Origin of the sequence: Streptomyces sp. NPDC021100, from assembly GCF_044333095.1 — a bacterium.
Lineage (GTDB): Bacteria > Actinomycetota > Actinomycetes > Streptomycetales > Streptomycetaceae > Streptomyces.
This window is the reverse complement of the sequence record NZ_JBIRQH010000019.1, coordinates 58443-72596: the sequence shown is the minus strand read 5'-3', so window position 1 is coordinate 72596 and position 14154 is coordinate 58443. Positions and strand designations below refer to the sequence as shown.

Annotated in this window: 13 protein-coding genes; 10 read left to right on the top strand and 3 right to left on the bottom strand. The window is 73.7% G+C overall.

The window, feature by feature from the left end; genetic code table 11:
* Positions 1-38: 38 nt before the first annotated feature.
* The 7 genes from mshD (at position 39) to ACH4PU_RS28210 (ending at position 7723) form a co-directional block, all read left to right on the top strand.
* Positions 39-971, top strand: coding sequence for a mycothiol synthase (mshD, locus tag ACH4PU_RS28240; protein WP_398277882.1), 933 nt, complete (start codon positions 39-41; stop codon positions 969-971).
* A gap of 100 nt (positions 972-1071) precedes the next feature.
* The gene (locus ACH4PU_RS28235) at positions 1072-1569 is read left to right on the top strand and encodes a GntR family transcriptional regulator (protein WP_398277879.1); all 498 of its coding nucleotides are present in this window, start codon (positions 1072-1074) and stop codon (positions 1567-1569) included.
* Positions 1566-2501, top strand: coding sequence for an ABC transporter ATP-binding protein (locus ACH4PU_RS28230; protein ID WP_398277876.1), 936 nt, complete (start codon positions 1566-1568; stop codon positions 2499-2501). Before ACH4PU_RS28235 ends, ACH4PU_RS28230 begins: the two co-directional genes overlap by 4 nt.
* Complete coding sequence (locus tag ACH4PU_RS28225) at positions 2498-3526, top strand: ABC transporter permease (protein WP_398277873.1); 1029 nt, start codon at positions 2498-2500, stop codon at positions 3524-3526. Before ACH4PU_RS28230 ends, ACH4PU_RS28225 begins: the two co-directional genes overlap by 4 nt.
* Before the next feature lie 252 nt (positions 3527-3778).
* Positions 3779-6160: an RNA degradosome polyphosphate kinase gene (locus tag ACH4PU_RS28220; RefSeq protein ID WP_398277870.1), complete on the top strand. Its 2382-nt coding sequence runs from the start codon at positions 3779-3781 to the stop codon at positions 6158-6160.
* A complete protein-coding gene (locus ACH4PU_RS28215; RefSeq protein ID WP_398277867.1) occupies positions 6141-7289 on the top strand; it encodes a CHAD domain-containing protein in 1149 nt (382 codons plus the stop codon). The genes ACH4PU_RS28220 and ACH4PU_RS28215 overlap by 20 nt, the downstream gene beginning before the upstream one ends.
* On the top strand, positions 7286-7723 hold the full coding sequence (locus tag ACH4PU_RS28210) for an NUDIX hydrolase (RefSeq protein WP_185941567.1): 438 nt from the start codon (positions 7286-7288) through the stop codon (positions 7721-7723). The genes ACH4PU_RS28215 and ACH4PU_RS28210 overlap by 4 nt, the downstream gene beginning before the upstream one ends.
* 166 nt (positions 7724-7889) lie before the next feature.
* On the opposite strand, the gene ACH4PU_RS28205 is transcribed toward ACH4PU_RS28210, so the two are convergent.
* Entirely contained in the window at positions 7890-8705 is an 816-nt protein-coding gene (locus ACH4PU_RS28205; RefSeq protein WP_398277863.1) for a class I SAM-dependent methyltransferase, read from the bottom strand.
* Between the two features lie 189 nt (positions 8706-8894).
* On the opposite strand from ACH4PU_RS28205, the gene mshA reads away from it, so the two are divergent.
* A complete protein-coding gene (mshA, locus tag ACH4PU_RS28200; RefSeq protein ID WP_398277860.1) occupies positions 8895-10262 on the top strand; it encodes a D-inositol-3-phosphate glycosyltransferase in 1368 nt (455 codons plus the stop codon).
* A complete protein-coding gene (locus ACH4PU_RS28195) occupies positions 10255-10782 on the top strand; it encodes a YbjN domain-containing protein (protein WP_398277857.1) in 528 nt (175 codons plus the stop codon). The genes mshA and ACH4PU_RS28195 overlap by 8 nt, the downstream gene beginning before the upstream one ends.
* A gap of 7 nt (positions 10783-10789) precedes the next feature.
* Here the strand turns inward: ACH4PU_RS28195 and ACH4PU_RS28190 are convergent, their stop codons facing one another.
* Complete coding sequence (locus tag ACH4PU_RS28190) at positions 10790-12061, bottom strand: MDR family MFS transporter (RefSeq protein ID WP_398278101.1); 1272 nt, start codon at positions 12059-12061, stop codon at positions 10790-10792.
* Between the two features lie 143 nt (positions 12062-12204).
* Between ACH4PU_RS28190 and ACH4PU_RS28185 the strand changes: the two genes are divergently transcribed.
* Positions 12205-12966: a phosphoglyceromutase gene (locus ACH4PU_RS28185; RefSeq protein ID WP_398277854.1), complete on the top strand. Its 762-nt coding sequence runs from the start codon at positions 12205-12207 to the stop codon at positions 12964-12966.
* Positions 12967-13319: 353 nt separating this feature from the next.
* Here the strand turns inward: ACH4PU_RS28185 and phoU are convergent, their stop codons facing one another.
* Entirely contained in the window at positions 13320-14009 is a 690-nt protein-coding gene (gene phoU / locus ACH4PU_RS28180; RefSeq protein ID WP_398277851.1) for a phosphate signaling complex protein PhoU, read from the bottom strand.
* Between the last annotated feature and the right edge of the window lie 145 nt (positions 14010-14154).

Below are 14154 nucleotides of genomic sequence, written 5' to 3'. Positions count from 1 at the left end.
CCCTCGTCCGGCTCCGGCCGCGGCATAGGCTCGGTGCCATGACTGACGAGTGGAACGACGACAGCGGGCGGTGCCGGATCGAGGTGCTGGACGAGCCGGCGCCCGAGCGCGCGCGGGACGTGCTGCGGCTGATCGCGGAGGCCGCCGCGGCCGACGGCCGGCAGGCCGTCTCCGAGCAGGGCCGGCTCCAGCTGAAGGGCGGCCGGCCGGGCGTCCGCCACCTGCTGCTGCACGACGTGACCGACGGCGCCGAGGTCCTCGCCGGGTACGCGCAACTGGAGGACACCGATCCCGTCGAGGCGCCCGCGGGCGAGCTCGTGGTGCACCCGGCGTACCGGGGGCGCGGCCACGGCCGGGCGCTGGGCAACGCGCTGCTGCGGGAGTCCGGCAAGCGGCTGCGGGTCTGGGCGCACGGCGGCCACCCGGCCGCGCGCCACCTCGCGCAGGTACTGGGGATGAGCCTGTTCCGCGAGTTGCGGCAGATGCGGCGTCCGCTGGACGGCCTGGACCTGCCCGAGCCCCGGCTGCCCGACGGCGTCACCGTCCGGACCTTCCGGCCCGGGGACGACGACGCGGCCTGGCTCGCCGTCAACGCCGAGGCGTTCGCCCACCATCCGGAACAGGGCTCGCTCACCCAGCGCGACCTGGACGACCGCAAGGCCGAGGGCTGGTTCGACCCCGAGGGCTTCTTCCTCGCCGAACGCGACGGCGCGATCGTCGGCTTCCACTGGACGAAGGTGCACGCCGAGGAGGGCCTCGGCGAGGTGTACGTGGTCGGCATCCGGCCCGGCGCCCAGGGCGGCGGCCTCGGCAAGGCCCTGACCACCATCGGCCTCCGCCACCTCGCCGCGGCCGGCCTGCCGACGGCGATGCTCTACGTGGACGCGGACAACGTGCCGGCCGTGACGGTGTACGAGCGGCTGGGCTTCACCATCCACGAGACGGACCTGATGTACCGCACGGAGTCCTGATCCCCTGCGGAGAACGGGGATTGACGGAGGAAGCGGAGTGACGTCATCCTGCTTTCACTAGGCATTTAGTGGAATAGGTCAGTGGAAGCAGGGTGAGGGCGTGGTCGAGTTCCGCATCGACCGCCGCAGCGGCGTCGCTCCCTATGTGCAGATCGCCCGGCAGGTCGAACAGGCCCTCCGGCTGGGCCTGCTGATGCCGGGCGACCAGCTCCCCACCGCCCGCGAAGTCGTGGCGGCCACCGCCATCAACCCCAACACCGTCCTGAAGGCGTACCGCGAACTCGACCGCGCGGGCCTGGTCGAGGCGCGCCCCGGACTCGGGACGTTCGTCCGGCGCTCCCTGGCCCGGCCGGGCGCCGCCGCCGACTCGCCGCTCCGCGCCGAGCTGGCCGGCTGGGCCGAACGGGCCCGCGCGGCCGGGCTCGACCGGGACGACGTCTCCGCGCTGATGGCGTCCGTCCTGGACGAGTGCTTCGGCGACGCGCCGCCGGGCGGTCCGTACGCCCTCGACCGTGCCGACCGCACCGACCACGTCGGTCATACCGGTCACGCCGACCGCTCTGGTCACGCCCACCACGCCGACGAGGGGACCGGATGACCGATCTGACCTACACCCCCGGCGGAACCGCCGTCGAGGCGGCCGGGCTGGGGGTGAAGCACCGGCGCTCCTGGGCGTTGCGGGACTGCTCGTTCCGGGTGCCCACGGGACGGGTCTGCGCGCTCGTCGGACCCAACGGCGCCGGCAAGTCGACCCTGCTCTCCGTCGTCGCGGGGCTGCGGCGGCCGGAGTCGGGGCGGCTGGAGGTGCTGGGCGGGCCGGTGGGGCACCGGGGGACGCGGCCCCGGGTGGCGTACCTGCCGCAGGACATGCCGCTGTACCCGCAGTTCACCATCGCCGACACGCTGCGCATGGGCCGCGAGCTCAACCCCGGCCGCTGGGACCCGGCGGCGGCGGAACGTCTGGTGCGGGAGGGGAACCTGCCGTCGCACGCGCGCGTCGGTGCGCTCTCCGCGGGCCAGCGCACCCGGGTCGCGCTCGCCCTGGCCTTCGGCAAGCGGCCCGACCTGCTGCTGCTGGACGAGCCGATGGCCGACCTCGACCCGCTGGTGCGGCACGAGATCACGGCGGCCCTGATGACCGAGGCCGCCGAGCACGCCACCACGATCGTGCTGGCCTCGCACGTCCTCTCCGAGCTCGACGGCGTCTGCGACTACCTGTTGCTGCTGGGCGGCGGCCGGATCCGGCTGGCGGGCGAGGTCGAGGACCTGATCGGCGTCCACCGCGTCGTCGTGGGCCGCCACGAGGGACCGGGCCTGCCGAAGGCGTTCGCCGCGCACACGGTCGTCTCGGCGCGGACGACGGGCCGGCAGCTCACCGCCGTCCTCCGGCCGGAAGGGCCGATCGCGGGTCGGTGGGAGACGTCGGAACCCACCCTGGAGGACCTGCTCCTCGCCCACCTCCGCGCCCCCGCCGTCCCCCCGCTGCTCACCCCGAGCGCCGAACCCCGGTCCGGGAGGGCCACCGCGTGACCGCCACTCTGCCCCCCGCCTCCTCACCCGCACCCGCAGCCTCCACCGCACCGGAGGCCGGACGCGGCCGGTTCCGGCCGCGCGGCTTCGTCTGGCTCGTCCTGCGCCAGCACCGGGCGACCCTGGTCGTCCTGACGCTGCTGCTGGTCGCCGAGTTGGTGCAACTGGCGCTGCTGGGATACCTGTTGCGGAAGGACGCGGACATCCGGGCCCTCGCCGACCTCTGCGCGGGCGGGGACCGGGAGTGCGCCGAACGCTGGTCGCCGGCCGCCGACTTCCGGGCCGGGTACGGTGACGCGCTGCACTTCAACGGACTGCTGGTGCAGTATGTGCCCTTGCTGGCAGGCCTGTTCACGGCCGGCCCGATGGTCGCCCGGGAGCTGGAGAGCGGTACGTGGCGGCTGGCGTGGACCCAGTCCCTCCCGCCGGCCCGCTGGCTCGCGGCCAAACTCGCGGTGCCCACGGTGCTGGTGCTCGTCGGGGTGTCGCTGATGTCGGCGCTCTACACCTGGTGCTGGACCGCCGTACCCACCGAACTGCTGCCCGGCCAGCGCTGGTACGACTCGTTCGGGATGCTCGGCCCGATGCCGGTCGCCGATGCCCTGTGCGGCGTCGCGTTCGGGGCGCTCGCGGCGCTGGCGACGCGGCGCACGGTGCCGGCGATGGTCCTGACGCTGGTGGGGTACGGGACGGTGCGCTCCGCGCTGGGTTACCTCCGCCCCCACCTGTGGCCCCGCACCCGGACGGTCTCGCTCCGCATGCCGGGGTACCCGAACGACGGTACCTGGGTCATCGGGCGCGGGATGCTCACTCGTTCGGGTGAACACATATCGGACGACGCGTGCGGCGTCGGAGTCTCCCCGGAGCGCTGTCTGACCACGCACAACGCCGACCGCTGGTACCTCGACCACCATCCGCCGGGGGACCACTGGCCCCTGGCGTGGCTGGAGGCGGGCATCCTCGCCGCATTGGCCGCGCTCGCCGCCTGGGCGGCGCTGCGGTGGGTACGGCACATCGTGCCGTAGGCCCGGCCGCGCCCCGCGGCCGCGGCACGGCAATCCTCAGGTGGCGCCCCGCGGCGCGGCACCGGAATCCCCCGGTCACCCCTGGGAGGCTCCCGGGTTCCCCGCACGCCATGTGGGCGTTACCCGTGATTCAACCGCGGTTGCCAGTCTTGCGGGATGCAGCCGGTCGCCCCCCACGCACGACAACGCAGGCCACGCGCCGCCGCGGTCTCCGCCGTGCCCGCCCTCCCGGACGAGCGGAACAATGAGGGTATGGCAGATCCTCCGGCGTTCTCGCGCCCCCGGGAGGCGGAGGGGCCCTCCGGTGACCGGTACGCGGGCCCGCGCCCCGGCGGCTTCCTCGCCGCCGCGCACCGGGCGGGCCCGGCCGCCCCGGACATCCCCGAACCGGAACCCGACCTGGACGCCGACCTCGACGGCTACGCCGAGTACGAGGCGTACGACGGGCACGAGCCCGCCCCCCGCACGACGGCCCCCTACGCGGAGGCCCGCGCGGCGGACGCCGGGATCGACTACGCGGACGGCTACGACGACCGCCAGGAGGACCCGTCCCGGGACGGCGAGCCGCTGCCCGGGAACCGCTTCCTGGACCGCGAGCGCAGCTGGCTGGCGTTCAACGAGCGGGTGCTGGAGCTGGCCGAGGACCCGGCGACGCCGCTCCTCGAACGCGCCAACTTCCTGGCGATCTTCGCGAGCAACCTCGACGAGTTCTTCATGGTCCGCGTCGCCGGCCTCAAGCGCCGCATCGCCACCGGCGTCGCCACCCGCTCCGCGTCCGGCCTCCAGCCGCGCGAGGTGCTGGAGCTGATCTGGACCCGCTCCCGCGAGCTCATGGCCCGGCACGCCGCCTGCTACCAGCAGGACGTCGCGCCCGAGCTGGCCGAGCGGGGCATCCACCTGATCCGCTGGGCCGAGCTGACCGAGAAGGAGCAGGCCCGCCTCTTCTCCCTCTTCCGGCGGCGGATCTTCCCCGTCCTCACCCCGCTCGCCGTCGACCCGGCGCACCCGTTTCCGTACATCTCCGGGCTGTCGCTCAACCTGGCCGTGGTCGTCCGCAACCCGGTCAGCGGGCACGAGCACTTCGCGCGCGTGAAGGTGCCGCCGCTGCTGTCGCGGTTCCTGGAGGCGTCACCGGAACGGTACGTGCCGCTGGAGGACGTGATCGCGGCGCACCTGGAGGAGTTGTTCCCGGGGATGGAGGTGCTGGGGCACCACATGTTCCGGGTGACGCGCAACGAGGACCTGGAGGTCGAGGAGGACGATGCCGAGAACCTGCTCCAGGCGCTGGAGAAGGAGCTCATGCGCCGCCGCTTCGGCCCGCCCGTGCGGCTGGAGGTCGAGGAGTCCATCGACCCGTACGTCCTCGACCTGCTCGTCCGCGAGCTGAAGATCTCCGACGCGGAGGTGTACCCGCTGCCGGGGCCGCTCGACCTCACCGCGCTGTTCCACATCGCGGCCCTGGACCGGCCGGAGCTGAAGTACCCCACGTTCGTCGCCGGGACGCACCGCGATCTGGCCGAGGTGGAGTCCGCGACCGCACCGGACGTGTTCGCCGCCCTGCGCGAGCGGGACGTGCTGCTCCACCATCCGTACGACTCGTTCTCCACCTCCGTCCAGTCCTTCCTCGAACAGGCCGCGGCCGACCCGGACGTCCTCGCCATCAAGCAGACGCTGTACCGGACGTCCGGCGACTCCCCGATCGTCGACGCGCTGATAGACGCCGCGGAGTCCGGGAAGCAGGTGCTCGTCCTGGTCGAGATCAAGGCGCGCTTCGACGAGCAGGCGAACATCAAGTGGGCGCGGAAGCTGGAGGAGGCCGGCTGTCACGTCGTCTACGGGCTCGTCGGCCTGAAGACGCACTGCAAGCTGTCGCTGGTGGTACGGCAGGAGGGCGATACCCTCCGGCGCTATTCGCATGTGGGAACAGGCAACTACCATCCGAAGACCGCCCGGCTCTACGAGGACCTGGGGCTGCTCACCGCCGACCCGCAGGTGGGCGCCGACCTGTCCGACCTCTTCAACCGGCTGTCCGGCTACTCCCGCCGGCAGACCTACCGGCGGCTGCTCGTCGCCCCCCGCTCGCTCCGCGACGGCCTGGTCGCCCGCATCACGCGCGAGGTCGCCCACCGCCGGGACGGCCGGCCCGCGTCCATCCGGATCAAGGTCAACGCGATGGTGGACGAGACGGTGATCGACGCCCTCTACCGCGCCTCGCGCGCGGGGGTCCCGGTGGACGTGTGGGTGCGCGGCATCTGCGCCCTGCGGCCGGGGGTGCCCGGGCTGTCGGAGAACATCCGGGTGCGCAGCGTCCTCGGGCGGTTCCTGGAACACTCCCGTGTCTTCGCCTTCGCGAACGGAGGTGAGCCCGAGGTGTGGCTCGGCAGCGCCGACATGATGCACCGCAACCTCGACCGGCGCATCGAGACGCTCGTCCGCGTCACCGACCCCGCGCACCGCGCCTCGCTCAGCCGGCTGCTGGAACTCGGCATGTCCGACCGGACCGCGTCCTGGCACCTCGGCCCGGACGGCGGCTGGACCCGGCACGCGACCGACGCCGACGGCCGGCCGCTGCGCAACGTCCAGGAAATCCTCATCGACGCCCGGAGGCGCCGGCGTGGCACAGCGACCCCGTGACGCCTCGGACGCCCTCACCGCGGCCGGTGGGCGAACCGACATGGCGACCGACACGACGACGGAGACGACCGGCGGACCGCCGCCCCAGGCGCGCCGCGCGCCGGAGGGCAGGGACCGGCCGCCGCACGGCACCGGCAGCGCCGCCGACGTCCTCGCCCGCTATCTCCACCAGCAGGCGACGGAGTTCCTGCGCGGCCTGCGGCTGCACGGCGACAGCGGGCACGGCGCCGGGACCGCCGCCGAGGAGGCGGCCGAGGCCGTCCGGCTGCTGCGCGGCGCCGCCCGCCGCATCGCGGGGACGCTCCAGGTCTTCCGCCCGCTGACCGAGGTGCCCTGGACCGACCAGTTCCGCTCCGAACTCGCCTGGCTGACCGAGACCTTGGGCCGCGAGTACGCGTGCGCGGCCCGGCTCGCGCGGCTGCGGGGCGCGTTGCACCGGCTGTCCGGCGCGGCCGAGGCCGGGAGCGCCGCCGCACCCGCCGTGGGCGCCGCACGCGCCGGCGCGCTGCTGGAACGCCAGCTCACGCTGGCCCGGACGCGCGCCCACTCGGCGGCCCTCCAGGCGCTCGGCTCCGCACGCTTCCACGCGGTCGCCGACGCCGTCGCCGTCCTGTCCACCGACCCGCCGCTCGACTCCGCCGCCCACGACCTGCGGGCCCGGGAGGCCCTGCCGCTGCTGGCCGAGCAGAGCCACCGGCTGCTCCTGGAGGCGGCCGACACCCTGCCGCTGGCCGCCGCCGGCCTGCCCTACAACGCCGAGGCGCTCTCCCGCGGCCTCGCCGACGCGGGCGTCCCCGCGGCCGAGAGCCGGCAGGACGCCCCCTGGCACCAGGTGCGCCTGCTGGTGCGGCTGCGCCGGTACGCGCAGGAGGTGCTCGACGAACAGCACCAGACGGAAGTGGAACCCGGCCTCACCATAAGGCTGTTGAGCGCCGGCCAGGCCCTCGACCGCCACCGCGACGCGGCCGAGGCCGCCTCCTACGCCGCTGCCGCCGCCCGTACCCCGCGCATCGCCCCGGCCACCGCGTACGCCCTGGGCGTGCTCCACGCGGACCAGCGGTACGAGGTGGAGGCCGCGCGCTTCGCCTTCGTCCGGGTCTGGCAGCGGATGGGGGTGCCTGCCCGGTGAAGCCCGTGCGGCCGCCCGCCGGGGCGGAGAACGCGGTCGTCCGCGCGGCGGGGTGCGTGCTGTGGCGGCGCGGGCCGGAGGGGATCGAGCTCGCTCTCGTCCACCGGCCGAAGTATCTGGACTGGTCGTTCCCGAAGGGCAAGCTCAAGCGGGGGGAGGACGCGCGGTCCGGGGCGCTCCGCGAAGTCCGCGAGGAGACGGGTCTGGACTGCGTCCTGGGGCCGCCCCTGCCGACCTCGCGGTACCCGGTGGCCGACGGCCGCACCAAAGAGGTGCGCTATTGGGCGGCCGGGCCCGTCAGTGGCACGTTCGTCCCCAACCGGGAGGTCGACCGCCTGGCGTGGTTGTCCCCTGACGAGGCGCGGACTCGTCTGACGCACGACCGGGACCGGGGGTTGGTGGACGCCTTGCTGGTGGTCTTGGGGGTGGAGTAGCCCCGGTCCCTCCCCCAGAGGGGGCACCCCCATTCACCGTTTCTGCGGGAGGGCCCGCGCCCCTGAAACCGCGCTCCGCGCGGTTGTCCTCAAGCGCCGGAGCCGCGAAAAGCAGGGTCTGGGGCGCAGCCCCAGGAAGCGGCGAAGGGGCGGGGCCGGGGCACCGTCACCCCCGAGGGGCCACCGCCTCCCACCGCACCGTGACCTCCCCCTGCCGCCACCGCCGAGGCCCGTCCGCGAGCGGCCAGTCCCCGGCCAGCGAGGACACCGCCCGGATCCACCGCTGCCGGGCCCCCAGCGAAGCGTAAGGAGCGGCCGCCGCCCAGGCCCGGTCGAAATCCCGCAGAAAGGCGTGCACGGGCTCCCCGGGCACATTCCTGTGAATGAGCGCTTTCGGCAGCCGCTCCGCCAGGTCCGACGGCGCCCCGAGCGACCCCAGCCGCGTCGCGAAGGTGACGGTCCGCGGACCCTCCGGGCCGAGCGCGACCCATACGTGCCGGCGTCCGATCTCGTCGCAGGTGCCCTCGACGAGCAGTCCGTCGGGGTCGAGCCGCGCGCACAGCCGCGCCCAGACGTCGGCGACGGAAGCCTCGTCGTACTGCCGGAGCACGTTCGCCGCCCGGATGATCAGGGGCCGGCGACCGGGCGCGAGGGGCACTTCGAAGCCGCCGTGGGCGAAGGTCAGCCCGTCCCGCTCGTAGGGCACGGCCGCGGCCACCCGCGCCGGGTCGATCTCGACGCCGACCACCCGCGCGTCGGCGCGTACCCGGCGCAGCCGGTCCAGCAGTTCGACGGCGGTCCAGGGGGCGGCTCCGTAGCCGAGGTCGACGGCGACGGGGTCGGCGGCGCGGCGCAGGGCGGCGGCGTGGGCGGCGGTGATCCAGCGGTCCATCCGGCGCAACCGGTTCGGATTGGTCGTGCCGCGTGTCGCCGTCCCGACGGGTCGGTGCGGCGGGGCGGGGGCGGGTCGGGCGGCGGCCATGCACCGAGCGTAAGCGGTTCCGGTTCGGCGCCGGACCGTGAGGGCCGCATCACTCTTTGGTAAAGGAGGGAAGGGGAACCCCCGGCCTCGTGTTCGAAGGGTTGACCCCTGCATCAGGCCCTGCACGAGGCCCCCTGACGCATCAGACCCACGCACGCCCCCCCCACAGGCGGACGGAGGACCCGAACGGTGAGCCAGTACGCACCCCGGCGCGGCACGCGCCGCACCCGTACGCATGGCAGCCCCTTCTCCCGGCCCCAGCAGTTCCTGCGCCGCGCGCAGGGCCGGCTGCCGCGCCGTGTCGCGATGCTCAGCGTCCACACGTCGCCGCTGCACCAGCCCGGCACGGGTGACGCGGGCGGCATGAACGTCTACATCGTCGAGCTCGCCAGGCGGCTCGCCGCGCTCGGCATCGAGGTGGAGGTCTTCACCCGGGCGACCACCGGGCAGCTGCCGCCCGCCGTGGAGCTGGCGCCCGGCGTCCTCGTCCGGCACATCGACGCCGGCCCGTACGAGGGGCTGGCGAAGGAGGAGCTGCCGGCCCAGCTGTGCGCCTTCACCCATGGGGTGACGCAGGCGTGGGCGGGCCACCGGCCGGGTTACTACGACCTCGTCCACTCGCATTACTGGCTGTCCGGCCACGTCGGCTGGCTGGCGGCCGACCGCTGGGGCGTGCCGCTGGTGCACGCGATGCACACGATGGCCAAGGTGAAGAACGCGGCGCTGGCCGCGGGCGACACCCCGGAGCCGCAGGCCCGGGTGATCGGCGAGACGCAGATCGTCCGCGCGGCCGACCGGCTGATCGCCAACACGGAGGGTGAGGCGGAGGAGCTGGTCCGGCACTACGACGCGGCTCCGGACAAGGTCGCCGTCGTCCATCCGGGCGTCAATCTGGAGCGGTTCCGGGAGGCCGACGGCCGGGCGGCCGCCCGCGACCGGCTGGGGCTGCCGCAGGACGCGCTGGTCCCGCTGTTCGCCGGCCGGATCCAGCCGCTGAAGGCGCCCGACGTGCTGCTGTGCGCGGTGGCCGAGCTGCTGGACCGCCGGCCAGCGCTGCGGTCGCGGATCGTCGTCCCGGTGGTCGGCGGTCCGAGCGGCAGCGGCCTGGCGAAGCCGGAGGAGCTCCAGAAGCTCGCCGCCCGGCTGGGCATCGCCGACGTGGTCAGATTCCGTCCGCCCGTCGACCAGGAGCGGCTCGCGGACTGGTACCGCGCGGCGTCCGTGCTGGTCATGCCCTCGTACAGCGAGTCGTTCGGCCTGGTGGCGGTGGAGGCGCAGGCGTGCGGCACGCCGGTCGTCGCGGCGGCGGTGGGCGGGCTTCCGGTGGCGGTCCGGCACGGGACCAGCGGCTTCCTGGTGGACGGCCACGACCCCGTCGACTACGCGCGGGCGCTCGAACGCTTCGCGGACGCGCCCGGCCTCGCGGACACGATGGGCGCCGCGGCGGCGGCGCACGCCCGGTCCTTCGGCTGGGACACGGCGGCCGCCGCCACGGCCGCGGTGTACACCGAGGCGATCGGCGAGCGGCGGCGTCGCCTACGCTCGTCGCATGGCTGAACGGCAGATGTCCGACGCGAGGACCGTCATCGAGCGCACGCTCGCCGAGGCCGCGATCGAGTGGGAGAGCCCGGCCGACGGCACGTACGTCGTGAAGCTGCCCGGCACCCGGAAGCTGTCGACGACCGTGTCGCTGGTCGTCGGCAACCACTCCCTCTCCGTCAACGCCTTCGTGGTGCGCCGCCCCGACGAGAACCACGAGGCGGTGCACCGCTGGCTGCTGGAGCGCAACACCCGGCTGTACGGCGTCGCCTACGCCGTCGACCACCTCGGTGACGTCTACCTCGTCGGCCGGCTGCCGCTGGCGGCCGTCACGCCGGAGGAGGTCGACCGGATCCTCGGCGTGGTGCTGGAGAACGCGGACGGCAGCTTCAACACCCTGCTGGAGATGGGGTTCGCGAGCGCGATCCGCAAGGAGTACGCGTGGCGCACCGCTCGGGGCGAGTCCACGCGCAACCTGGAGGCGTTCGGACGGCTGACGGGGGAGGGGCGTACGGGGCCTGACACCCCGTCGGCCTGACGGCAGGTCAGGCGGACTGCGGGACGGGCCGCTCCTCCCGCTCCGCTCCGGTCGCGCGGACCGCGTCCATGGCGCCTTCTTCCGGCAGGTTCCGGGTCAGCAGCCAGTAGCCGGCCGCCGCGAAGGTGCCGATCACCGCGCACCCGGCCCAGAGCGCGTCGGCGCCGAACTCCTCGATGACCGCGCCGCCCGTCAGCGGCGCGACCAGGGACGACAGGGTCCAGGACAGCGAGAACACGCCCTGGTAGCGGCCTCGCGCGTGGCGCGGCGAGAAGCGCACCACCATGCCGGACTGGGTGGGGGCGTTGACGATCTCGGCGAGCGTCCAGACGGCGATGGTCAGCGCGAAGAAGCCGACCGAGCCGGCGAACGCGGTCAGGCCGAAGCCGTACCCGGCGAGCAGGGCGGAGAAGACCAGCAGCATCCGGGGGTCGCGGCGTTCGATGAGGCGGGTCACCGGGATCTGGAGGGCGACGATCATGATGCCGTTGACGGCCATGACCATGCCGTAGTCCTGGGTGGAGAGCCCGGCCCGGCCCATCGCCACCGGCAGCGCGACGGAGCTCTGCGTGAAGAGGAGCGCCACCAGGAAGGCCAGGCCGGTGACGCCCATGAACCGGCCGTCCCGCAGGACCGTGCCCAGCCCCACGGCGGGCGCCGCCTCGCCGGAGGCCGACGGCGCGGCCGGCTCGGGCCGCGACTCGGGGAGCGTGAAGTAGGCCAGGACGGCGCACACCAGCGTGATCGCGGCCTCCCCGAGGAAGCCGGCCAGATAGCTGTACTCGGCGACGAACCCGGCCGCCGTCGAGGAGATCGCGAAGCCGAGGTTGATCGCCCAGTAGTTGATCGAGTACGCCCGGAGCCGGTCCTCGGGGCGGACGATGTCGGCCATCATCGCGGTGACGGCGGGCCGCGAGGAGTTGCTCGCCAGCCCCACCAGGAAGGCGGCGCCCGAGATCGACACGGGGTCATGCACGAAGCCGAGCAGCGCCACCGAGGCGGCCGTCCCGACCTGGGCGATCATAAGGGTGGGCCGCCGTCCGAGCCGGTCGGTCAGCACGCCCGCCCCGACCGAGGCGATCACCCCGCCGAGCCCGTGCAGGGCGGCGACCAGCCCGGCGAAGAACGCGGAGTAGCCGCGCTCCAGCGTCAGGTACAGCGCGAGGAACGTGGCGACGAACCCGCCCAGCCGGTTGACCAGCGTGCAGACCCACAGCCACCAGAACGCGCGGGGGAGCCCCGCCACGCTTTCCCTCGCCGCTCTGCCCATCCGCGTCATCACGCGTCCGCCCCCCTGTGGTAAGTGCCGTCTCGGCAGTACGCACGTTACGAGCGTCTGGCGTGGGCACGCCATTCAATTGACAAGGTGCGTCAAACGGCGCCGTGAGCGGCACCCCCAACCCGTCGATTACGCTCAAGGGCATGGCCGACGCACCGTACAAGCTCATCCTCCTCCGCCACGGCGAGAGCGAGTGGAACGCGAAGAACCTGTTCACCGGCTGGGTGGACGTCAACCTCAACGAGAAGGGCGAGAAGGAGGCCGTCCGCGGCGGAGAACTGCTCAAGGACGCCGGCCTGCTCCCTGACGTGGTCCACACCTCCCTCCAGAAGCGCGCCATCCGCACCGCGCAGCTGGCCCTGGAGGCGGCCGACCGCCACTGGATCCCCGTCCACCGCTCCTGGCGCCTGAACGAGCGCCACTACGGCGCCCTCCAGGGCAAGGACAAGGCCCAGACGCTGGCCGAGTTCGGCGAGGAGCAGTTCATGCTCTGGCGCCGCTCGTACGACACCCCGCCGCCCGCCCTGGAGGACGGCTCCGAGTTCTCCCAGAGCGAGGACCCGCGCTACGCCTCCATCCCCCCGGAGCTGCGCCCCCGCACCGAGTGCCTCAAGGACGTCGTCGTCCGCATGCTGCCGTACTGGTACGACGGCATCGTCCCGGACCTGCTGGCCGGCCGCACGGTCCTGGTCGCCGCCCACGGCAACTCGCTGCGCGCCCTGGTCAAGCACCTGGACGGCATCTCCGACGCCGACATCGCGGGCCTCAACATCCCCACCGGCATCCCGCTCGCCTACGAGCTCGACGCCGACTTCCGCCCGGTCGTCCCCGGCGGCACCTACCTCGACCCGGAGGCCGCCAAGGCCGCGATCGAGGCCGTGAAGAACCAGGGCAAGAAGAAGTAAGGCACCAGCGCGGTACGGGCAAGGGCCCCCGAGGCGGCATCGGCCGCCCGGGGGCCCTTCCCGTGAGTGACGTGTGAGGCGTGTCAGCCGCAGCCGCCGCCGCAGTTGCACGAGCCGCCGCTCTGGCAGCCGCACGTGCAGCCGGGACCGCAGTTGCATCCGCTCATCGCGGGGGCTGCGGGGGCCACACGCTCAGGGGTGTGCGCGAGAGAACCGGTCATGCGGTACCTCCTCGATGGGTGGTCTGCCACACCCCACTCAACGCTCACTCGGCGGTGGTCGTCAATGCGCTCGATGTACGAGTGTGTGGGCGCACGGGATGCGCCAGGGGGCGTACGGGCGCACGCGGGGTATCACGAAGCCTCGCCCGCGCCGGGGGCGCCCGCCGTCTGGTTGAGCTCGTCGGCGTGCTCCCCGGTGACCAGGTAGACGACGCGCTTGGCGACCGAGACGGCGTGGTCGGCGAACCGCTCGTAGTAGCGGCCCAGCAGGGTCACGTCCACGGCCGTCTCGATGCCGTGCTGCCAGCGGTCGTCCATCAGGTGCTGGAAGAGGGCGCGGTGCAGCAGGTCCATGGCGTCGTCGTCCTGCTCCAGCTGGAGCGCCAGGTCCACGTCCTTGGTGATCAGCACCTCGCCCGCCTTGGCCATCAGCCGCTGGGCGAGCTGGCCCATCTCCAGCACCGTGGAGTGCAGGTCGCGCGGGACCGCCGTGTCCGGGAAGCGCAGCCGGGCGAGCTTGGCGACGTGCTGCGCCAGGTCGCCCGAACGCTCCAGGTCGGCGCTCATCCGCAGGGACGTCACCACGATCCGCAGGTCCGTGGCGACCGGCTGCTGCCGGGCCAGCAGCGCGATGGCCCGCGCCTCCAGGTCGCGCTGGAGGTCGTCCACCTTGCTGTCGCCGGCGATCACGGCCTCCGCGAGCTTGAGGTCCGCGTCCAGGATCGCCGTCGTGGCGCGCCCTATGGCGGAGCCGACGAGCCGCGCCATTTCGACCAGCCCGTCGCCTATCGAGTCCAGCTCCTCGTGGTACGCGTCCCGCATCGTGTCCTTCTCTCGCTTCGAGTGGTGCGGCGGCCGGGGCCGTGCCGGTGCTCTTCGGGGCCGCCCGGTACCACGATCCGGCCGGAACGCGACGGGTGTCGACCCCCGGAGTGAACCACCGCCGACCTCAAGGTGAACTCTCGGC

What these genes read in the sequence shown, in the direction of transcription:
- ACH4PU_RS28205 (WP_398277863.1), bottom strand. Translation starts at nt 8,705, where the DNA reads ATGGCCGCCGCCCGACCCGCCCCCGCCCCGCCGCACCGACCCGTCGGG.
- mshD (WP_398277882.1), top strand. Translation starts at nt 39, where the DNA reads ATGACTGACGAGTGGAACGACGACAGCGGGCGGTGCCGGATCGAGGTG.
- ACH4PU_RS28230 (WP_398277876.1), top strand. Translation starts at nt 1,566, where the DNA reads ATGACCGATCTGACCTACACCCCCGGCGGAACCGCCGTCGAGGCGGCC.
- ACH4PU_RS28195 (WP_398277857.1), top strand. Translation starts at nt 10,255, where the DNA reads ATGGCTGAACGGCAGATGTCCGACGCGAGGACCGTCATCGAGCGCACG.
- ACH4PU_RS28190 (WP_398278101.1), bottom strand. Translation starts at nt 12,061, where the DNA reads ATGACGCGGATGGGCAGAGCGGCGAGGGAAAGCGTGGCGGGGCTCCCC.
- ACH4PU_RS28220 (WP_398277870.1), top strand. Translation starts at nt 3,779, where the DNA reads ATGGCAGATCCTCCGGCGTTCTCGCGCCCCCGGGAGGCGGAGGGGCCC.
- ACH4PU_RS28185 (WP_398277854.1), top strand. Translation starts at nt 12,205, where the DNA reads ATGGCCGACGCACCGTACAAGCTCATCCTCCTCCGCCACGGCGAGAGC.
- phoU (WP_398277851.1), bottom strand. Translation starts at nt 14,009, where the DNA reads ATGCGGGACGCGTACCACGAGGAGCTGGACTCGATAGGCGACGGGCTG.